The sequence below is a fragment of the Kribbella sp. NPDC051952 genome, from assembly GCF_040680855.1.
Classification (GTDB): Bacteria; Actinomycetota; Actinomycetes; order Propionibacteriales; family Kribbellaceae; genus Kribbella.
The window spans coordinates 21,768-41,140 of the sequence record NZ_JBFAXQ010000026.1 but is presented as its reverse complement, the minus strand read 5'-3'; the positions used below and the strand labels follow the sequence as shown (position 1 = coordinate 41,140).

The 19,373-nt window shown below is 68.3% G+C and carries 23 protein-coding genes; 17 read left to right on the top strand and 6 right to left on the bottom strand.

The window, feature by feature from the left end; genetic code table 11:
* Positions 1–45: 45 nt before the first annotated feature.
* The 3 genes from hrcA to AB0L70_RS34215 are packed head-to-tail and all read left to right on the top strand — an operon-like array spanning position 46 to position 2,956.
* Positions 46–1,068 carry a heat-inducible transcriptional repressor HrcA gene (gene hrcA, locus AB0L70_RS34225; RefSeq protein WP_363690994.1) on the top strand — a complete coding sequence of 341 codons (1,023 nt, stop codon included), beginning with the start codon at positions 46–48 and terminating at the stop codon, positions 1,066–1,068.
* 26 nt (positions 1,069–1,094) lie between these two features.
* The gene (gene dnaJ, locus AB0L70_RS34220) at positions 1,095–2,237 is read left to right on the top strand and encodes a molecular chaperone DnaJ (RefSeq protein ID WP_363690943.1); all 1,143 of its coding nucleotides are present in this window, start codon (positions 1,095–1,097) and stop codon (positions 2,235–2,237) included.
* 2 nt (positions 2,238–2,239) lie between these two features.
* Positions 2,240–2,956, top strand: coding sequence for a 16S rRNA (uracil(1498)-N(3))-methyltransferase (locus AB0L70_RS34215; RefSeq protein ID WP_363690942.1), 717 nt, complete (start codon positions 2,240–2,242; stop codon positions 2,954–2,956).
* Here AB0L70_RS34215 and AB0L70_RS34210 read toward each other — a convergent pair.
* A complete protein-coding gene (locus AB0L70_RS34210) occupies positions 2,953–3,438 on the bottom strand; it encodes a nuclear transport factor 2 family protein (protein WP_363690941.1) in 486 nt (161 codons plus the stop codon). The two genes, AB0L70_RS34215 and AB0L70_RS34210, sit on opposite strands and share 4 nt — an antisense overlap.
* Positions 3,439–3,505: 67 nt before the next feature.
* Between AB0L70_RS34210 and AB0L70_RS34205 the strand changes: the two genes are divergently transcribed.
* From AB0L70_RS34205 to AB0L70_RS34185, 5 genes are all read left to right on the top strand, one after another.
* A complete protein-coding gene (locus tag AB0L70_RS34205; protein WP_363690940.1) occupies positions 3,506–3,841 on the top strand; it encodes a helix-turn-helix domain-containing protein in 336 nt (111 codons plus the stop codon).
* Positions 3,842–4,225: 384 nt separating this feature from the next.
* Positions 4,226–4,642: a hypothetical protein gene (locus AB0L70_RS34200; protein ID WP_363690939.1), complete on the top strand. Its 417-nt coding sequence runs from the start codon at positions 4,226–4,228 to the stop codon at positions 4,640–4,642.
* The gene (locus AB0L70_RS34195) at positions 4,642–4,851 is read left to right on the top strand and encodes a hypothetical protein (protein ID WP_363690938.1); all 210 of its coding nucleotides are present in this window, start codon (positions 4,642–4,644) and stop codon (positions 4,849–4,851) included. The genes AB0L70_RS34200 and AB0L70_RS34195 overlap by 1 nt, the downstream gene beginning before the upstream one ends.
* Before the next feature lie 22 nt (positions 4,852–4,873).
* Positions 4,874–5,560 carry a response regulator transcription factor gene (locus AB0L70_RS34190; RefSeq protein WP_363690937.1) on the top strand — a complete coding sequence of 229 codons (687 nt, stop codon included), beginning with the start codon at positions 4,874–4,876 and terminating at the stop codon, positions 5,558–5,560.
* Between the two features lie 5 nt (positions 5,561–5,565).
* The gene (locus tag AB0L70_RS34185) at positions 5,566–7,026 is read left to right on the top strand and encodes a HAMP domain-containing sensor histidine kinase (RefSeq protein WP_363690936.1); all 1,461 of its coding nucleotides are present in this window, start codon (positions 5,566–5,568) and stop codon (positions 7,024–7,026) included.
* A gap of 227 nt (positions 7,027–7,253) precedes the next feature.
* Here AB0L70_RS34185 and AB0L70_RS34180 read toward each other — a convergent pair whose 3' ends face one another.
* Complete coding sequence (locus AB0L70_RS34180) at positions 7,254–8,402, bottom strand: Gmad2 immunoglobulin-like domain-containing protein (RefSeq protein ID WP_363690935.1); 1,149 nt, start codon at positions 8,400–8,402, stop codon at positions 7,254–7,256.
* The gene (locus AB0L70_RS34175; RefSeq protein WP_363690934.1) at positions 8,399–8,908 is read right to left on the bottom strand and encodes a SigE family RNA polymerase sigma factor; all 510 of its coding nucleotides are present in this window, start codon (positions 8,906–8,908) and stop codon (positions 8,399–8,401) included. Before AB0L70_RS34175 ends, AB0L70_RS34180 begins: the two co-directional genes overlap by 4 nt.
* 104 nt (positions 8,909–9,012) lie before the next feature.
* Here AB0L70_RS34175 and AB0L70_RS34170 point away from each other — a divergent pair, with 104 nt between their 5' ends.
* The 8 genes from AB0L70_RS34170 (at position 9,013) to AB0L70_RS34135 (ending at position 15,889) form a co-directional block, all read left to right on the top strand.
* The gene (locus tag AB0L70_RS34170; RefSeq protein WP_363690933.1) at positions 9,013–9,966 is read left to right on the top strand and encodes a hypothetical protein; all 954 of its coding nucleotides are present in this window, start codon (positions 9,013–9,015) and stop codon (positions 9,964–9,966) included.
* Between the two features lie 138 nt (positions 9,967–10,104).
* Positions 10,105–11,019, top strand: a complete 915-nt coding sequence (locus AB0L70_RS34165; RefSeq protein ID WP_363690993.1) for a PhoH family protein — start codon at positions 10,105–10,107, stop codon at positions 11,017–11,019.
* Between the two features lie 9 nt (positions 11,020–11,028).
* Positions 11,029–11,508 (top strand): rRNA maturation RNase YbeY, encoded by a 480-nt coding sequence (ybeY, locus tag AB0L70_RS34160; protein ID WP_363690932.1) that lies wholly within the window; start codon positions 11,029–11,031, stop codon positions 11,506–11,508.
* A 7-nt stretch (positions 11,509–11,515) separates the two neighbouring features.
* Positions 11,516–12,820, top strand: a complete 1,305-nt coding sequence (locus AB0L70_RS34155; protein ID WP_363690931.1) for a hemolysin family protein — start codon at positions 11,516–11,518, stop codon at positions 12,818–12,820.
* A gap of 69 nt (positions 12,821–12,889) precedes the next feature.
* Positions 12,890–13,222: a cytidine deaminase gene (locus AB0L70_RS34150; protein ID WP_363690930.1), complete on the top strand. Its 333-nt coding sequence runs from the start codon at positions 12,890–12,892 to the stop codon at positions 13,220–13,222.
* Positions 13,206–14,135, top strand: a complete 930-nt coding sequence (gene era, locus AB0L70_RS34145) for a GTPase Era (RefSeq protein ID WP_363690929.1) — start codon at positions 13,206–13,208, stop codon at positions 14,133–14,135. Before AB0L70_RS34150 ends, era begins: the two co-directional genes overlap by 17 nt.
* Positions 14,135–14,803 (top strand): GNAT family N-acetyltransferase, encoded by a 669-nt coding sequence (locus tag AB0L70_RS34140; protein ID WP_363690928.1) that lies wholly within the window; start codon positions 14,135–14,137, stop codon positions 14,801–14,803. Before era ends, AB0L70_RS34140 begins: the two co-directional genes overlap by 1 nt.
* A gap of 117 nt (positions 14,804–14,920) precedes the next feature.
* Positions 14,921–15,889 carry a hypothetical protein gene (locus AB0L70_RS34135; RefSeq protein WP_363690927.1) on the top strand — a complete coding sequence of 323 codons (969 nt, stop codon included), beginning with the start codon at positions 14,921–14,923 and terminating at the stop codon, positions 15,887–15,889.
* Between the two features lie 54 nt (positions 15,890–15,943).
* On the opposite strand, the gene AB0L70_RS34130 is transcribed toward AB0L70_RS34135, so the two are convergent.
* Both AB0L70_RS34130 and AB0L70_RS34125 read right to left on the bottom strand, forming a co-directional pair.
* Positions 15,944–16,933: a GNAT family N-acetyltransferase gene (locus AB0L70_RS34130; protein ID WP_363690926.1), complete on the bottom strand. Its 990-nt coding sequence runs from the start codon at positions 16,931–16,933 to the stop codon at positions 15,944–15,946.
* 39 nt (positions 16,934–16,972) lie between these two features.
* On the bottom strand, positions 16,973–17,956 hold the full coding sequence (locus AB0L70_RS34125; RefSeq protein WP_363690925.1) for an oxidoreductase: 984 nt from the start codon (positions 17,954–17,956) through the stop codon (positions 16,973–16,975).
* 74 nt (positions 17,957–18,030) lie between these two features.
* Here AB0L70_RS34125 and AB0L70_RS34120 point away from each other — a divergent pair, with 74 nt between their 5' ends.
* Positions 18,031–18,963, top strand: coding sequence for an AraC family transcriptional regulator (locus AB0L70_RS34120; RefSeq protein ID WP_363690924.1), 933 nt, complete (start codon positions 18,031–18,033; stop codon positions 18,961–18,963).
* Here AB0L70_RS34120 and AB0L70_RS34115 read toward each other — a convergent pair.
* Positions 18,950–19,369 carry a PPOX class F420-dependent oxidoreductase gene (locus AB0L70_RS34115; protein WP_363690923.1) on the bottom strand — a complete coding sequence of 140 codons (420 nt, stop codon included), beginning with the start codon at positions 19,367–19,369 and terminating at the stop codon, positions 18,950–18,952. The two genes, AB0L70_RS34120 and AB0L70_RS34115, sit on opposite strands and share 14 nt — an antisense overlap.
* Positions 19,370–19,373 lie beyond the last annotated feature (4 nt).

The window sequence follows — 19,373 nt, the reverse complement described above, 5'->3', positions numbered from 1 at the left end:
GGCACTCGGAATGTTTGAGTGCCAGGAGCGGAGAGGGTGGTGCGGGTGCTGGACGACCGCAAGCTGGATGTGCTCCGCGCCATCGTCGAGGATTACGTGGCGACGCATGAGCCGGTCGGCTCCAAGACGCTGGTAGACCGGCACAACCTCGGGGTGTCGCCCGCGACCGTGCGCAACGACATGGCCGCGCTGGAGGAGGAGGGGTACATCACCCAGCCCCACACCAGCGCCGGCCGGATCCCGACCGACGCCGGGTACCGCCTGTTCGTGGACAAGCTGAGCACGGTCAAGACCCTGACCGGGGCCGAGAAGAAGGCGATCACCTCCTTCCTGGCCGGTGCGGTCGACCTTGACGACGTCGTACGCCGTACTGTCCGGCTGCTGGCCCAGATCACCCGCCAGGTCGCGATCGTGCAGTATCCGTCGCTGAACCGGTCGAGCGTGCGGCACATCGAGGTCGTCACGATGACTCCCCGCCGACTGCTGCTGGTGCTGATCACGAGCACCGGCCGGGTCGAGCAGCGGATCGTCGAGCAGGCACAGGACGTCGACGAGCACCTGATCGCCGACCTGCGTTCGCGGCTCAACACCGCCCTGGCCGGTCAGCGCCTGAGCGACGCGACCACGGCCTTGGCCCAGGTCACCGAGACCTTCGCCCCGACCGACCGTCAGCTCGTCGCGGCGATCGTGACGACGCTGCTGGAGGCGTTCACCGACGAGGTCGGCGAGCAGCGGATCGCGGTCGGCGGTGCGGCCAACCTGACCCGGTACGGCGACGACTTCGAGCGGAACGTGAAGCCGGTGCTGGAGGCGCTCGAGGAGCACGTCATCCTGCTCAAGCTGCTCGGCGAGGCGACCAACCCGCAGACCTTGACGGTCCGGATCGGGCACGAGAACCCGTACGAGGGACTGGCCACCACGTCGGTGGTCGCGACCGGGTACGGGTCGAAGTCGGAGGCGCTGGCCACGCTCGGCATCGTCGGCCCGACCCATATGGACTATCCGAGCACGATGGGCGCGGTGAGGGCTGTCGCGCGCTATGTCAGCCAGATCCTGGCGGACTCTTAAATGACTACTACCCCCTGGTCTGGAGTATGAGCACCGATTACTACGCCGTCCTGGGCGTCAGCCGTGACGCGTCGCCGGACGAGATCAAGAAGGCGTACCGCAAGCTGGCCCGCCAGTACCACCCGGATGTGAACGACTCCGAGGACGCGCACCACAAGTTCCAGGAGATCGGCCGCGCCTTCCAGGTGCTCAGTGACCCGCAGAAGCGGCAGATGCACGACCTCGGTGGCGACCCGTTCGCCTCCGCGGGCGCGGGGGCCGGCGGTGCCGGCTTCGGCCAGGCGTTCACCTTCACCGACATCATGGACGCGTTCTTCGGGCAGACCGGCGGTGCGACCCGCGGTCCGCGGCCGCGGACCCGGCGTGGTCAGGACGCACTGATCCCGCTGCGGATCGACCTGGCCGAGGCCGCCTTCGGGACGACCCGGGAGCTCAAGGTCGACACCGCCGTACTGTGTCCGACCTGTTCGGGTTCGGGTGCCGCGGCCGGCTCCGAGCCGGTCACCTGCGAGATCTGCCACGGACGTGGCGAGGTCACCCACACGCAGCGGTCGTTCCTCGGTGAGGTGCGGACCATGCGGCCGTGCCCGAACTGCCGCGGTTACGGCACGACCATCCCGAGCCCGTGCGTCGAGTGCTCCGGCGACGGTCGCGTCCGGTCCCGCCGTACCGTCACCGTGAAGATCCCCGGCGGCGTCGACAGCGGCACCCGGGTGCAGCTGTCCGGCCAGGGCGAGGTCGGCCCCGGCGGCGGCCCGGCCGGTGATCTGTACGTCGAGATCGAGGTGGAGCCGCACGAGATCTTCACCCGCAACGGCGACGACCTGCACTGCACGGTCACGCTGCCGATGACGGCGGCGGCGCTAGGTACGACGATCGACCTGCCGACGCTGGAAGGCGAGACGACTCCGCTGGAGATCCGTCCGGGTACGCAGTCCGGGACGGCGCAGACGCTGACGGCCCGAGGCGTGCCGAGGCTGCGGCACGCGGGTCGTGGTGACCTGATCGTCCAGGTCATCGTCGAGACGCCGACCAAGCTCGACGACGACCAGGCCGCGCTGTTGCGGCAGCTGGCCGAGTCCCGTGGCGAGGAGCGGCCGCAGGGGCACGTCCAGGCCACCCACAAGGGTGTCTTCGGCCGTCTCCGCGACGCCTTTGGTGCGCACTGAAGATGGGGGTTGCGGTCTTCTTCGCCGCTGAGCTCGATGGCGACGAGCTGACCCTCTCGGGTGCGGAAGGCCGGCATGCTGCTGTGGTCCGGCGGATCGGGCCGGGCGAGCGGATCCGGCTGACCGATGGCCGTGGTGCGTGGGCCGAGGGGGCGGTGACGGCTGCTGCCAAGGCCGGCGTGACTGTCGCTGTGGACGAGCGTGGGAGTGTGCCTGCGGCCGAGCCCCGGTTGGTCGTCGTACAGGCGCTGCCGAAGGGGGAGCGGGCCGAGCTGGCGGTCGAGATGCTGACCGAGGTCGGCGCGGACGTGATCGTGCCGTGGAACGCGGACCGCAGTCAGTTCCGGGCCAATCCCGAGCGGTCCTCGAAGACTCATGCCAAGTGGCAGGCGTGGGCGTTCGAGGCGAGTAAGCAGTCGCGGCGGTCGTGGTTCGCCGAGGTGGCGCCGATCGCTACGACAGCCGAGGTTGCCCGGTTGGTGGCGGGCGCTGCGCTTCCCGTCGTACTGCATGAGGAAGCGAAGACTCCGCTTGCTTCGCTCTCGGTGCCGGCCGTTGGCGACATTGTGATCGTGATCGGTCCCGAGGGTGGTATCACGCCGGCTGAGCTGGCTGCCTTCGACGTCGAGCCGGTCCGGTTGGGCGACACGGTGTTGCGGACGTCGACCGCAGGAGTAGCTGCCGCGGCGGCCCTCCTGGCCCGATCACGCTGGGCTTAGCCGCGGACTGCCTGCTGGTAGGTGGCCAGGGCGTCCGCGTCGTCGATGCTGCCGTGGTGATGGACCTGCGCCCAGCCGTCGTCGTACGCGAAGATCCGCGTCGTGCGGATGTGCAGGGGACGCTCGCCGAGCTGCGGGTGTTGGTAGGTGCCGGTCTCACGGCCGGCGAAGACGACCGAGTCGGTGTGCCAGTACGTCGCCGCGTCGCCGAAGGTCACCTGGACGTTCAGCGGGCCGGCGAACACCCGCTCGTACAGCCCGCGCACCGCGTCCCGCGACCGGAGGATCCCGCCGATCGGGTTGTTGAGCTGCACCAGCCCGTCGTCGGCCCAGCCGGCAGCCAGTGTGTCGAGATCCTGGTTGTTCAGCGCGTAGTAGAAGGTTTCCAGTGCCGCGAGCGCACCTGCACGCCCCGGTGTCTTCATCTCGGCCCACCGATTCCGTGCACCCGGCCCGAACCCGTAGTCGACCAGCTCGATCATGTTTCCTCCGCGGCTAGACTTGTTAGATAGCAACCGAACACTAATGTACGACGAGGATCGAACAATCATGGCAGCCGATCATGACACCGCACGGGCCCGGTCGCTCAGCCACGCCGATCCGGGTGAGGTGCCGCTCCAGGCGGCGCTCGATGCGCTGGCGGATCCGGTGCGGCGGTCGATCCTGCGGGACCTGGCCGGGCATGAGGAGTGGACCCGGGCTTGTGGGACGTTCGACCTGCCTGTGACGAAGGCGACGCGCAGCCACCACTTCGCCGTACTGCGCGCGGCCGGCCTGATCGAGCAGCGCGACGAAGGCACCCGCCGCCTCAACCGCCTACGCCGCCCCGAGTTCGACCGGGCCTTCCCGGGTCTCCTCGCAGCAACCATCGACCGCGCCGACTAACAAACGCCACCGCTCCGCGGCGACAGACCTTCGGCGGTGGGCGTGGGCTGCTGACACACGCCTGCGCCCTCGGCGGAGGAACTGTGCTCGGCGGGGGTGTTGTTGAGCCGGGCGGCTATCGGTCAGGGCGCGGGCCTGGCGGGGATGTTGTTGAGGCGGGCGGCTGTCCGTTAGGGGTGCGGTGGTCTGAGTTCGACTGGTTTCTCGTGGCGACCGTCGGCCGCGCGGGCGCGTCCGGTGGCGGGCGGGAAGCGGGGACACGCCTGTGTCCTCGGCGACGGGCGGGCTGGAGGCTTACATGATCCGAACATTGTGGGTATGGGGCTCGAATGTGGGTTGGGGAGAGTGTTCTTGTCAGGTTGATCTAGGGCGAGGAGTGCGGAGATGCGTAGGTCTGTACGCGGCACGGTGGCGGTGGGTACGACGGCCGTTGTACTGGTGAGTGGTCTCGTTGGGGGTGCGACGGTTGCGTCGGCGGATCCGAGTCCGACGCCGACACCGACGTACAAGCAGGTCACGTTGAGCCCCGAGGAGTCGCAGAAGCTCTGCAACGAGAAGCTGCCGAAGATGATCGAGCGCCGGGACAAGCTGGCGAAGCGGATCAATGGCGGCGCCGACGTGAAGGGTTCGGTCGCGTGGCTGAAGGCCCGGGCGGCGAAGCAGAAGGCCAAGGGACACGACAAGGTCGCTGCCGCGCTCGAGAAGCGCGCCACCCGTCGGTCCGAGCGGCTGACGCAGCTGGGCACGGTGAAGACCAAGCTCGAGACCTTCAAGACCCAGCACTGCCAGGCGGCCAAGTAATGCGCAAGCTGCTGATCGTGCTGGTCGGTGCGGCGGCGATGGTCCTCGGACTGTCGTCCTGCGCAGGGGCTGCCGACCAGCCGAGTGGGAAGGAAACAACTCCGGCTCCGGCGGCCACACAGGTGGGGTCGCCGGAGCAGGAGCTGAACGACATCGGGTCTACCCTGGACGCGATCGACGGCGAACTGGCCACGGACGGGTCGCCCTGAGTAGGTCTGGCGGGAGCAGAGGATGACCGCAGCCGGTCGCGGACTGGTCCTGGTGGTGGAGGACGAGGCGGCGATCGCCGAGGTGATCGCGCTGTACCTGCGCCGCGACGGTTTCGGCGTACAGGTCGAGTCCGACGGCGAGGCCGCGCTGGCCGCGTGGCGCAGGCTCCACCCGGTTGCGGTGATCCTCGACATCGGGTTGCCCGGCCGCGACGGTACGGACATCTGCCGGACGATGCGCGCGGCGGGGGACTGGACTCCGGTCCTGTTCGTCACCGCGCGCGACGACGAGGTCGATCGGTTGCTCGGTCTGGAGCTTGGTGCGGACGACTACATCACCAAGCCGTTCAGCCCGCGCGAGTTGGCCGCGCGGGTGCGAACGGTACTGCGTCGATCGGCTGGGACGCTGCCGGCCGGTGAGGTGTTGTCGGTGGGTGCGGTTCGGGTGGACGTGAGCCGTCGGCGGGCCTGGGCTGATGAGGCCGAGGTGAGTTTGACGTCGACGGAGTTCGACCTGCTGGCGCAGCTGTTTCGGCGGCCCGGGCGGGTGTTCGAGCGGGATGAGTTGCTGAGCTCGGTGTGGGGGTACCAGGCGTCGGCCGGTACGCGGACTGTCGACGTACATATTGCGCAGTTGCGGGCGAAGCTCGGTCCGTCGAGTCCCATTCGCACGGTGCGTGGTGTCGGCTACGCCGCGGGCCTCGACTGATGTCGGTGGACGAGGTCGGATCGCTGGATCTCCGGCCGGCTGGGGATGACGTCGGGCGGGGGTCGCTGGCGACGCGGATCGTGGTCGCTTGCGTGGCGGTGGCTGGGATCGCGGTGCTGGTCGCTGGTTTGGTGATGGCCGGGTTGGCTCGGCGGTCGGCGCAGAACGTGTTGCAGGATTCGCTGTCGGCGCAGGCTGACGTGATCGCGAGTCAGGTCGACGAGCGGGGTGTGGGGTCGCGAGCGGTCGGGCTTGGGCGGGTCGCGCAGGTGGTGCGGGGGCAGGGGATCGTGGTGGTGATCCTGCTGCCGCGGAGCCGGATCCAGTCGACGGATCAGCGGTCGACGGAGGCGGCGACCACGGCTGGGTTGAAGGAGATCGGGAGTACGCAGCGGATCTCGGCGACTGTGGGTGTTGAGGGGACCGAGTATCTGGTTGAGGCGCGGGGGATCGGGGCGAGCTCGGGGTTCGCGTTGGTGGAGCCGGTGCGGTTGGCGGCTGATACGCAGCGGGTTCTGATCCGGAACATCCTGTTCGCGCTTGGCGCTGGGCTGTTGGTCGCGGCGGGGGCTGGGGCTCTGCTCGGGCGCGTGCTTGGTCGCCCACTTCGTCGTACGGCGGATGTTGCGGCGGCGATGCGTCAGGGGCGACGGGATTTGCGGGCGCCGGTTGAGGGGCCGGTTGAGGTTGCTGAGGTGGCTCAGGCTGTTAATGAATTGTCGGTTGCTTTGCAGCACAGTGAGGAGCGGCAGCGGGAGTTCTTGCTGTCGGTTTCGCATGAGCTCCGTACGCCGCTGACGGCTGTGAACGGGTTTGCGGAGTCGCTGGCCGATGGGGTGGCTACTGATCCACGGCACGCCGGTCGGGTCATTCAGGAGGAGTCGAAGCGGCTCGAGCGATTGGTGAGTGATCTGCTGGATCTGGCTCGGATCGGGGCTGATCAGTTCCACCTCGATCTCGCGCCGGTGGATCTGAGGGAGACGCTGCACGCGTGCGCCGAGGTCTGGCGAGTGCGGTGTGAGCGGCAGGGTGTGTTGTTCCAGCTGGAGCTTCCACCTATGCCGGCTGTGGTCACCACCGACCCGCGCCGGATCCGCCAGGTCCTCGACGGCCTCGCCGAAAACGCTCTGCGTGTAACCCCACCCGGGGCGCGACTCACGATGTCCCTCGCGCACGCCGGGTCAGTCAGCCGGGCGGGATCACCGGCAGGTCCGGGAGGTGTTTTGATCCAGGTCCGTGATGGTGGTCCTGGATTGGATCCGGAGGACTATGCGGTCGCCTTTGAACGCGGCGTACTCAATCAGAAGTATCGCGGCCGGCGGCCGGTCGGTTCTGGCATCGGCCTCGCTCTGGCCCACGGCCTGATCACCCGCCTGGGCGGCACGTTGACCGCCGCCCCAGCCCCCGAAGGCGGCGCCGCCTTCACCCTCCATTTGCCACCGCCTTCGGCAGCAGTCGGCAACTGATGGCACACGCCTAGGTTCTCGGCGCGGGACTGCTCGGCGCGGATGGCTTGTCGAAGGTGCCGAGCTGGGGGTGGGTGGGCGACCACCTTGGGGTGACATTGGAGGGGATAACCCCTTGGGGTGAGGGTTATCCGGGCTCACACCACCGGAGAACCCACATGTCGCGGGGATATCCCTTCGAACGTCCCGGTGGCACACGGCGGTGTGCTCGGTGGAGGTGCCGCGGGTTACTTGACTTCGATGGTTTTGGTGTCGGCGTCTGAGATTGTGCCGTCGGCTTCGGAGATCAGGTAGGCCTCTATTTGGTAGAGGCCGGGGGTCAGCTTCAGTTGGAAGAGGTAGGGCATGAACTTCTGCCCGCCCTTGGTGTTGGTGAACCCCTTCGTGGTGGTGCGGGTTTTCAGGTTGGTGACCTGGTAGTTCACCGTTGCCTCGAAGGCGTTTGCGGTGCCTTGGACCACTACCGGTCCTTTGGTGACTTGGCCGTCGGCGGGGGAGTCGATCCAGACGAAGGCCTGTACGTCGGACTGTTGGGCTCGGCCCAGGGGCGTGCTGGTGTCGACCTGGCCGAAGAGTTTGCCGCCGGGGCGGCCCTGCTGCGTGATCTGGATGGGCTCGGTGCTGTTGTGCAGGGCGCCTTGGACTGTATAGATCAGCTGCTGGGTAGCGAGGTCGGCGGTGTCCGCGTCGAGCGTCGATGCGGGGAGCGCCTTGAAGTCGACGTTCACCACGCCTTCGGATCGCGTCACGCTGCTCACCTCGGCACCGCGCCAGACTGAGTAGTAGTCGGGGTCTTCCGGCTGCTTGCTCGTCATGATCCGGATCGCCTGTTCGGCCGGGCGGCCGCTGACCCTCGTCCACGTGCGGAACAGCCGCACGGTGGACCGGGTCTGCGCAGTGGCCTTCGGGCCGGCGGTCGTCTTCCCGGCCCGATCGCCCAGCCAGTACACCGGTACGACGATGTTCTTGACGAACGACTCGGGTTTGCCGCGCTGGGTGCTAGGCGCCTTGGTGGCTTCGGGCTGGGTGGTCGGCGGGCGGCTCGCAACCGGGGACGGGGCGGGCGTCGCCCGGACAGTCGCCGGCGACGGGCTGCCGGCGGCGGTGGTCGTCGTACCGGAGCCGGCTACGGCGTCGCCGTCGTTCGCGGTGTTCTGGTCGCCGTTGAAGACGGTGAACGCGCCGATCGCTGCGGCGGTGCCGACAGCGGCGGCGCCGACCGTCAGGAGCCAGGGGCGCCGGGCCGTCGACCGGCGCTGGGCGTGCGCGCGGGCACGGATCTCCGGCAGGGCGTCGGCCGGCTCGACCCGGTCCGCCTCCTCGGCCAGTGCCCGCCGCATGATCTCGTCGAACGGGTCGTTCGAGTTGTCGTTCATACGCTTTGCTCCAGCAGGTGGCGGAGGGACTTGGTCGCTCGCGCGGCGTGGCTTTTGACGGAGCCGCGGCTGATGCCCATGGTGTCGGCGATCTCGGCCTCCGACAGGTCACCGTAGTACCGCAGGACCATGACGGTTCGTTGCTTCTCCGGCAGGGTGCGCATCGCCTCGATCACCCGGTCGGTCTCGGCCGTTCGCAGGACTGCCTGTTCGGCGCTCGGCTCGTCCGGTAGTGAGCGGGGGGTGTGTTTGTCCACGACCACCAGGTGGCGCTGGCGGGAGCGGCAGCGGTTCACCACCGCCGTACGCAGGTAGGCGAGGGCCTTGTGGGGGTCGCGGAGCCGGTGCCAGCGGCCGTGCATCGCGACGAACGCGTCCTGCACGATCTCCTCCGCCGAACCGTTGTCGCGCAGCAGCAAGGCGCCGAGGCGGACCAGCGACGTGTAGTGCGCCGTGTACACAGCCGTCAGCGCCTCGTCGGCATCCCACGAGGACTCATGTGTCACGCACTCTTCGTACACCACGGCCGGTTGTGCCACGACACGAAGACGCGGAGACCCCCTACCAGGTTGACAACGACAGTGGACCGAACTGGTGGGACCCTGAGGGGATGAAACAGCGTGGTGACGGCCGGTGGTCGGGCCACCGCGACATCACGTACGCCGCGGTCGCCCGGCTGTACCAGGTCCTGTCCGCCCCCGACGACACGATCCACGGCGTCGCGCAGAAGGTGTACAGCGACGCCCTCGACCTGGCCCAGGCGTACCAGGACCGGCCGATCGGCGCCGGCCTGATCGAGAACTACGGCGGCACCGGGACGTCCTACCCGTACGTCGGTCCCGGTCCGACCACGCACTCGGCGTACGCGAACCCGAACGTGCAGCGCCAGCACTTCATGGCGGACCCGTACCGCAAGGGGCCTGACAACCTGCGAACGAATTCCAGGTACATCCTCGGGCAGTTGGCGGCAGCGCACAGGTCAGCCTCGGCCGAGGACGAGATCACGCACCTCGGGGCCGCGACGCACGCACTGCAGGACAGCTACTCGGGGGCGCACGCCTGGCGGGAGGAGTCGGTCTACGAGGGCGATGTGACCGCACCCGTCCAATCCCTGCACGTCTTCACGCCGAGTCATGCGGTGGGCATCGATGACGGGAGGAACACCCACGCCGACGAGTTCGACCGGCCGCTCACCGAGTCCGGATCCGCCCGTGCGGCCGTCGAGGCGACGTACCAGATGTTGCGGTGCTACGAGCTCAACCGCGACAACCCGCCAAGGGAAGCTGCCCGCGCGCGCCGGGCGGCGATGGAGCCGATGCTGCGCGCGTCCGCTCAGGGCGTGACCGTCAGTCTGCATCCGGACCGCGAATGGGCGGCCGAGCGGGACCGCCGCCTCGCTCTCGAGCAGGCGTCGGCCCGGGGACCGTCGCCGGACGAGTTGACCCGCCTGACCCGCGTACTGGCGCCCGGCACCGGCCACAACGGGCTGCGACGGGCTGTCCCGCCCCAGTCCCGGAGCGTGTCCCGGGGAATTTCCGGTGAGGGTCTGGGGCGAGGCGGCTAGCATGGGTGGGTCAACATTTTCGGCATCGGGAGGAACAGGCTGTCCAGGCCACGCAGTATCGACTCCGAGGCACGCCAGAACGGCGCTGCCACCGGAGCGCAGGCATCACACAAGATCGTCGTGCCGAACAGCATCGACATGGTGGCCCTGCTCGGAGCCCGGGACGAGTTCCTCCGCATCGTCGAGAAGGAGTTCGCCGCCGACATCATGGTCCGCGGCAACGAGATCACGCTCAACGGCGAGCCGGCCGAACTGGCCCTGGCCGAGCGGCTGATCGACGAGCTGATCGCGGTCGTGCGGACCGGGCACGGGCTGACCGCCGACTCGGTCGAGCGCAGCATCGCGATGATCAAGTCTGCCACGGCGGAGAGCCCGGCCGACGTACTCACCCAGAACATCCTGTCCAGCCGCGGCCGCACCATCCGGCCGAAGACGCTGAACCAGAAGCGGTACGTCGACGCCATCGACAAGAACACGATCGTCTTCGGCATCGGCCCGGCCGGTACGGGTAAGACCTACCTGGCCGTGGCCAAGGCCGTGCAGGCGTTGCAGGCCAAGGAGGTCAACCGGATCATCCTGACCCGGCCGGCCGTCGAGGCCGGTGAGCGGCTCGGGTTCCTGCCCGGCACCCTGTCGGAGAAGATCGACCCGTACCTGCGTCCGCTGTACGACGCTCTGCACGACATGCTGGACCCGGAGTCGATCCCGCGGCTGATGACGGCGGGCACGATCGAGATCGCGCCGCTGGCCTACATGCGCGGCCGGACCCTGAACGACGCCTACATCATCCTGGACGAGGCGCAGAACACCTCGCCCGAGCAGATGAAGATGTTCCTCACCCGGCTCGGCTTCGGCTCGAAGATGGTGGTCACCGGCGACGTCACCCAGGTCGACCTGCCGACCGGCACCAACTCCGGCCTGCGGGTGGTCCAGGACATCCTCGAGGGTGTCCAGGACCTGACGTTCTGCCGGCTCACCTCGCACGATGTCGTCCGGCACAAGCTGGTCGGCCGGATCGTGTCGGCGTACGAGAACTTCGAAGGGCAGCGCTGAGCCGTACAGATGAACGTCGAGGTCAACAACGAGTCCGGGGTCGAGATCGACGCACACGGACTGATGCGGCTCAGCCGGTTCGTGATGTCGTCACTGCGCCTGCACCCGGAGTGTGAGCTGTCGATCAAGCTGGTCGACGAGGACACGATGGCCCGGTATCACGTCGAGTTCCTGGATCTTCCGGGTCCGACCGACGTGATGTCGTGGCCGATGGACGAGCTGCGGCCCGGCTCTGCAGACACGGGGGACGACTCCGATCTTCCACTCGGTCACCTCGGTGACATCGCGCTCTGCCCGACCGTCGCGGCCGCGCAGGGCGCGAAGGCCGGTCACGGCACGTGGGCCGAGCTGGAGCTGCTGACCGTGCACGGCATCCTGCACCTGCTCGGTTACGATCACGCGGAACCCGCCGAGAAGGCGGAGATGTGGGATGTCCAGGGCCGCCTTCTGGAAGCATGGCGAGCTCCTGGGAACCGGCTAGAGGGGTGACGTTCCGTTGACGTACCACGACCTCGTGCTCCTGGTTGTGGCTGCGGTGCTCGTCCTGCTCGCCGGTCTGCTGGCCGGAGCCGAGGCAGCGCTGTCGTCGTACTCGAAGGTCCGGGCCAACGAGCAGGTCGAGCTGGGCAACCTGCGGGCGGTCCGGCTGCGTGACCTGCTCTCGGACGCACCCCGGTACCTGAACTCGCTGCTGCTGCTTCGGCTGAGCTGTGAGATCACCGCGATCGTGCTCGTCACCCAGGCGCTGTCCGGAGTCCTGTCGGTGACCTGGGAGCACATCCTGATCACCGCCGTGGTGATGGTGCTGGTCTCGTACGTGATCATCGGCGTCGCGCCGCGGACCCTCGGCCGGCAGCACTCGGACCGGTTCGCGATCGTCTCGGCCGGTCCGGTGATGGCGCTGACCCGGGTGCTCGGGCCGCTGCCCAAGGTGCTGATCATGATCGGCAACGCGCTGACCCCCGGCAAGGGGTTCGCCGAAGGCCCGTTCGCGACCGAGGCCGAACTGCGTGCGCTGGTCGACTACGCCGAGAAGTCCGCGGTGATCGAGTCCGGCGAGCGGCAGATGATCCACTCGGTCTTCGAGCTCGGTGACACCATCGTCCGCGAGGTGATGGTGCCGCGGACCGACATGGTCTACATCGAGCGGCACAAGAAGCTCCGCCAGCTCACCTCGCTGGCGCTGCGGTCGGGGTACTCACGGATCCCGGTGATCGGCGAGTCCCTCGACGACATCCTCGGTGTCGTCTACCTCAAGGACGTGATGCGCCGCGTCTACGACAACGCGCAGGCCGAGTCGACCGAGCGGGTCGAGTCGGTGATGCGGCCGTGTATGTACGTACCGGACTCCAAGCCGGTCGACGAGTTGCTGCGGGAGATGCAGGCGGCCCGGATGCACCTCGCGATCGTCGTCGACGAGTACGGCGGTACGGCGGGACTCGTCACGATCGAGGACATCCTCGAGGAGATCGTCGGCGAGATCACCGACGAGTACGACGAGGACCCGGACTCGGTGCAGGAGCTGTCCGACGGCGCGTACCGGGTCTCCAGCCGGCTCCCGATCGACGAGCTCGGTGAACTGTTCGGCGTACCGCTGGACGACGACGACGTCGACACGGTCGGCGGGCTGATGGCCAAGCTGCTCGGCAAGGTGCCGATCCCCGGCGCCGAGGTGGAGATCGAGGGCCTGTCACTGACGGCGGAGCGCCCGTCCGGCCGCCGCAACCAGGTCGGTACTGTGCTGGTACGGCGGGAAGACCCCGCCACCACCCCGCAGGACCAGAACCACCAGCACGCCTGACCACCCCACCAAGTCAGTCCATCAGAACCTTCATCTGTTCAGTTGTTGTTTTTGTTCTTTGGAGTTTTCTTGTCAGACCTTTCGGCCGAGGACGCCAAACTCGTCACGCTCGCCCGTGCCACCCGCGCCCGGACCAGGGCCGCCGAGGGTGCCGCCGTGCGGGACACGGACGGTCGGACGTACGCCGCCTGCACGGTCGCACTGGACACCGTCGCATTGACGGCGCTGCAGCTGGCCGTCGCGATGGCGCTCTCCTCGGGTGTGAAGGGTCTGGAAGCGGCCGCGGTCGTCACCGACGCCGAAGCAGTAGATGTCAACGTGGTCCGTCATTTCGCTGGCGCCGCCATTCCCGTAGTACTTGCGCAAGGCACCGGAGAGGTCCGCAATGTCGTCCACACCTGAGCCGTTCAAGTCCGGCTTCGCCTGCTTCGTCGGCCGCCCCAACGCCGGCAAGTCCACGCTGACCAACGCCTTGGTGGGCCAGAAGATCGTCATCACCTCGTCGAAACCGCAGACCACGCGGCACGCCGTCCGCGGCATCGTGCACCGCCCGGACGCGCAGCTGATCCTGGTCGACACCCCTGGTCTGCACAAGCCGCGGACGCTCCTGGGCGAACGCCTCAACGACCTGGTGAAGACCACCTGGGCCGAGGTCGACGTGATCGCGGTCTGCCTGCCGGCCAGCGACAGGATCGGCCCGGGCGACCGGTTCCTGGTCACCGAGGCGGCGAAGGTCGCGCGGACCCCGAAGGTCGCGGTGGCCACCAAGGCCGACCTGGTCGAGCCCGACCGGATGCTCGAGCACCTCGCCGAGATCCAGACCCTGGGCGAGGCGGCCGGGATCGAGTGGGCCGCGATCGTCCCGGTGTCGGCGACGTCCGGCTTCCAGGTCGACGTGGTCGCCGACGAGCTGGTGAAGCTGCTGCCGGAGGGCCAGCCGCTCTACCCGGACGGCGACATCACCGACGAACCCGAGGAGATCCTCGTCGGGGAGCTGATCCGCGAGGCGGCGCTCGAGGGCGTCCGGGACGAACTGCCGCACTCGATCGCGGTCACCATCGACGAGATGGGCCTGCGCGAGGACCGGCCGGAGGACAAGCCGCTGCTCGACATCTACGCGAACATCTTCCTCGAGCGGGACAGCCAGAAGGGCATCATGATCGGTCACAAGGGCGCCCGTCTGCGTGAGGTCGGCGCCGCCGCCCGCAAGCAGATCGAGGCCCTGCTGGGTACGCCGGTCTATCTCGACCTGCATGTGAAGATCGCGAAGAACTGGCAGACCGACGCGAAGAACCTGCGCAAACTGGGCTTCTGATGAGCCTGACCAACCCGGTGTACGCCGCTCTGACCGGCCCGCACACCACCTTCGCCGAGACCCGCGGCAACGCCCGCCGGTATCCGAGCGCGGTCGCGTCGTTCCTCGGTCTGCCCGACGACCCCTCGGCCCAGGACTGGTCCGACGCCGCGACTCTGCTCGGCCGGGGGACCGCCGCGGCCCTGATTCGGCCGGAATTCCCGCTCCCGGAGAGCTTCAAGCTGGATCGGCAGTTCGACCTGGTCCAGTTCGTCGCACCCGCGTCCCTCGCCGCTGCGGACCCGGAAACAGTCGTTCTCGGTCCGGACGACGTACCCGAGATGCTGGCCCTGGTCGCCCTGACCGACCCCGGGCCGTTCCGATCGCGCACGATCGAGCTCGGCCCGTACCTCGGCATCCGGCGCGACGGCGAGCTGATCGCGATGGCCGGGACGCGTTTCGATCTGCCCGGGTACACCGAGATCAGTGCGGTCTGCTCTCACCCCGATTTTCGCGGCCAAGGGCTCGCCAGCCGCCTGATCCGGGCGGTCGCGGCCGAAATCGTCGCGGCCGGCAAGCAGCCGTTCCTGCACACCGGCGGCACCAACGCCACCGCGATCCGCCTCTACCACTCGCTCGGTTTCACCCTGACCAACGAGATGAAGGTCTCGATCGTCGAAGCGGTGTAATTCGAACGACTGTTGCAGGTTGCTGCAAAAGTGGTCCGGCTGCTCCTCAGGGCACGCTATAGTCCTCCCGATCTCGAGCTCTTCGAGATGGATTTCTTTCTGGAGGGGGACTCCTAGATGAAACTGCAGCGCCTTGCGCTCGCAATGGCCGGTGTCGGCATGCTTGCCGCCACGGCTATGTCCGCCCCGGCCAGCGCCGGTGGCTCGGCCGACCCGAAGCCGTCCTGGTCGGCGAAGGCCCAGGCCATGCTGAAGCAGCAGTCGATGAAGAAGTCGTCGGCCGCCGCGGCAGCGGGCTGTATTCAGTGGGTGGGCTGGCCGACTGCCGCGGCCACTGCGGAGTCGGCAGATGTCACGCCGCACACGCCGCCGTCGGCGGTGCCCTACGAGCCGATCAACTTCGTCTCCACCCGGGCCAACGCGACCTGGTACCTGGCTCAGAACGCGTCTGGTTCGCAGATCTACTTCTACGGCCTGCTGCTGCAGGGCACCAACCTGTACCGGCACACGACCTACGTGCCGGAGAGCTCGGCGCCGGTGGCGACGTTCAAGAAGGTGGGCCAGGGCTGGGGGAGCTTCAAGTCCATCACCACCTCCAACTACAGCATCACGGCGCCCCGGCACGCTTACCTGTACGGCCTGAACACCAACGGCAGCGTCTACCGGTACGCGATCGTCGGTTCCGGCTTCAAGGCGATGGGCTCGTTCGCCGGGTTCAAGGGCTTCCGGGCGATGGCCGTGGTCAGCGAGACGGCGACGTACGACACGTTGCTGATGACCACGACCGCCGGTGCGCTCTACACGATCCGGATCCCGGTCACCGCGACGGCCAAGCCGGTCGTCAAGCTGGTCCGGAGCACGGGCTTCCAGGCCTACGACTCGCTGGCCGTCCAGGCCTGCGGCACGCGCGGTGGCTCGCTGGTGGTCGGTGTGAACAGCGCGAGCGGCGTCGGCGTCCAGTACGCGTTCGGTCACATGACCGGGACGACGACGGCGATGACCAACTACGGCACGGTTCCGGTGTCGTTCAAGGGCGTCAACTCCGTTGCCTTCACCACGCACTACGACCAGCTGAACGGCGAGTGACGTACTGAAGTAACACGCTGGGGACGCCGCTTCCGCGGCGTCCCCAGCTGCTTTTCAGAGCGTCTTCTGGTACGCGATCGCGCGGGCAACGATGCGGTAGTTGAGCTGCTCGTTGATCGCGATCATGTGGCCGTTGGACTCGGCGTTCCAGGTGTCGACCTGGGCGAGGGCGGGCTCGGCCTCACGGAGCCAGCGCAGCATGTCGGTCTTGACCAGGGCCCCCAGGCGGTGGCCGCGATGCTTCCGGTCCACGGCCGTGTCGTGCTGCTCGCCGATGTGGGGACGCTCCCGCTCGACCGCGATCACCGAGTGGCCGGCGAGCTCACCGGTGGACCGCTTCCGGGCGATCACCCGGTAGACGGTCACGTCGTGCGCTGCCATCGCCGTCTCGTACGCCCGCAGCCGCTCCGGGCTGTACACGTCGTCCTCGATGTCCAGGTCGTCGGTCGGAGCGTCGTTGATCGACTCGACCAGCGCGACCATCCCGTCCAGCATCTCCTCGGGCAAGCGCCCGGTGATCCGCAGCAGCTCGTACTCCGTGGACGCCTGCACGGCCTCGTCGTACAAGCGGTCGACGACGGACCAGTCGAGGCCGGCGATGTCCTGGCGGCGGTTGACCTCGATCGCCTTCTGCTCGAACCCGTGCTTGAGCGAGAACGCGTTCGCCTTCGGCAGGTCCCAGTTGTCTGTCCCGAACGAGGTCCGGCCCAGCTCGCGCGCCACCCCTTCGGCATGCTCGAGCAGCGTCGAACCGATGCCGCGGCGACGGTGATCCGGGTGCACCTGGATACCGGCCCACGCCAGTTGCTTGTTGTCGTACGTCGGGGTGTCCACGGTGAGGACGCCGACGGGCACACCGTCGTCGTCGCGGGCCAGATAACCCAGCGGCGGCTCGCCGTCCCAGCCGTGCTTCAGCTTGGCGGCGTACCCGCGCGGCGTCGGCACCACCGACTCCGGGCAGTCCAGCTTCTCCGCCGCGGCGATGACCGCGACCGCGTCGTCGATTCCGACCTCGTCGTCGGGCGACAGTCTCGTGATGTTCACACCTCAGAGTCCAACAGGCGGACGGTTACCGCGAGTGGTTTATTCGCGGTCGAGAAGTTCCTCGCTGAGCTTCCACAGTCGCCGTGCGTTGTCCCGGTCAACGGCATACGCGAGTACGCCGAACGGCCCGGGAGTCACCGCCATCACTCCTTCGACGACCTCGTTCTCGTCGTGAAGTGACGCGACGTCCACGTCCTCGCAGTACAGGCCACCGCGTCCGTCCAGTTGCGGGCTGACCGCACACCAGAGTTGGGTCGCCGCGCCCTGCTCGGGCGTCTTCAGCCCACGGGCCGGGTCGATGACGGGCTCGTTGTTCTCGTCGAGGAAGCCGCCCTGCCGCAGTGACGCGCGGTCCGTGTACCGGGCCAGGTTCGTCATGATGCTGCCCGGGTGGACCGCGAACGCGCGGATCCCGTTGGCCTGCTCGCGTTCGTCGAGCTCGACGGCGAACAGGACGTTCGCGGTCTTCGACTGCCCATAGGCCAGGTACGGGTCGTACTCGCGGTGTTCGAAGTTGGGATCGTCGAAGTGGACCGGGCTGTACCGGTGACCGCGCGACGACACCGAGACGACGCGAGCCCCGCCGGCCTGGCGCAGGGCGGGCAGGAGCCGGGTGGTCAGCTGGAAGTGGCCGAGGTGGTTGGTGGCGAACTGCGATTCGTACCCGCGGGCGTCCCGGGTCAGCGGGTTCGCCATGATCCCGGCGCTGTTGACGAGGAGGTGCAGCGGCCGCCCGGTGGCCAGGAATCGGTCCGCGAACGCGTCGACACTTGCCCGATCGAGCAGATTCAGCTCGTCAACCGCGATTCCCTCGATATCGGCCAGTTCGGCGGTCGCGCGGTCGACATCGCGAGCGGGGACAAGGACGTCGGCGCCTGCCGAGCGCAAGGCACGGACCGTCTCCTTGCCGAGACCGGAGTACCCGCCGGTGACGATCGCGGTCCTGCCGTGCAGGTCGATGCCCCGGATCACGTCGTACGTGGTCGAGGCAGCGGTGAAACCAGAACCCAGTGGTGTTTGCATGTCTCCGACAGTACGAGCGTGGATCCGGACGGAGAATGCTTGAACGTGCCGATTACTTGCGCGATAGTACGGATATGGCTGATCCGCTCACCGACACGCTCGCGCTGACCGAGGCGCACTGCCAGGTCTCCCGCGGGTACGAGGGGATCGGGGCGTGGGCGCTGCGCTACCCGGCCTCGCAGCGGCTGAAGTTCACCGCGCTGGTCGAGGGCTCGTGCTGGATCGACTTCGACGACTTCGGCCCCCGGATCGAGCTGACGGCCGGTGATGTCGTGCTGTTCGACGGCCGGCACGAGTTCGTGAAGGGCAACTCCGACCAGGTGCCGGTCGAGGACGCGGTGGCGGCCTTCCGGGCCACGGACGGTCCGATCGCACGCTTCGGGACCGGTGTCGGCCCGAAGGTGGTGGGGATCGGCGGTCACGTGTCCCTGAACCGGACCGGCGAGGAGCTGCTGCTGAAGGCGTTGCCGCCGGTGATCCACCTCCGCTCGTCGGACGAGCGGGCGGCGACCTTCCGCTGGCTGCTGGAGCGATTGTTGCGCGAGGCATCGACCGGCGAGCTGGGTGCGAGCCTGGCCGCCGATGACCTCGCCCACCTCTTGTTCGTCGAGGCGCTGCGGGCCTGTCTGACCGAGGCCGACGCCCTCCCGGTCGGTTGGCTGCGGGCCATCGCCGACGAGCGGATCGCGCCCGCGCTCCGGCTGATGCACGACGAGCCCGGCCGTGCCTGGCAACTCGAGGTGCTGGCCCGCGCCGCGGCCATGTCGCGCACCACCTTCGCGGAGCGGTTCCGCTCGGTCGCCGGCGTACCCCCGCTGACCTACCTGCTCAACTGGCGGATGCGGCTGGCCGAGCGAGCGTTGCGCGACGACGACACCTCGCTCTCCGCCCTCGCGCACTCGCTCGGCTATACGTCGGACAGTGCCTTCAGCAACGCCTTCAAACGCGTCAACGGCATCGCGCCGCGGCGCTATCGCGAGGCGGCCCGGGCGGTCAGCTCGGCGTAGGCATCCCGTAGGCGCGATCGACCACCATCGAGAACATCAGCCGCTTGTCGCTGACCATCACGGACCGGTACTCGTCCCAGTCGGGGTGCTCACCGGACGCGGTCCGGTAATAGTCGACGAGATCCTCGACCACCTCGTCGTACGGGTCGGCGGCCACCGGACTGAGCTCCGCCTTGCCCTCCAGTACGACGTACGTCCGGCCGCGCGGGCCATCGACGTACAGGCTGGCGCGCGGGTCGCGGCGGAGGTTCTTCGTCTTGGCGCGATCGTCGGTGAGGGAGACCCGGACCCGGGTGCCGTCGTACACATAGGTGACGTTGGACAGCTGGGGCCGGCCGTCCCGCTTGATCGTGACCAGGACACCGAGCCCGTGGCTGCCGATCCGGTCGGCGAGGGAATCAGTCATGGTT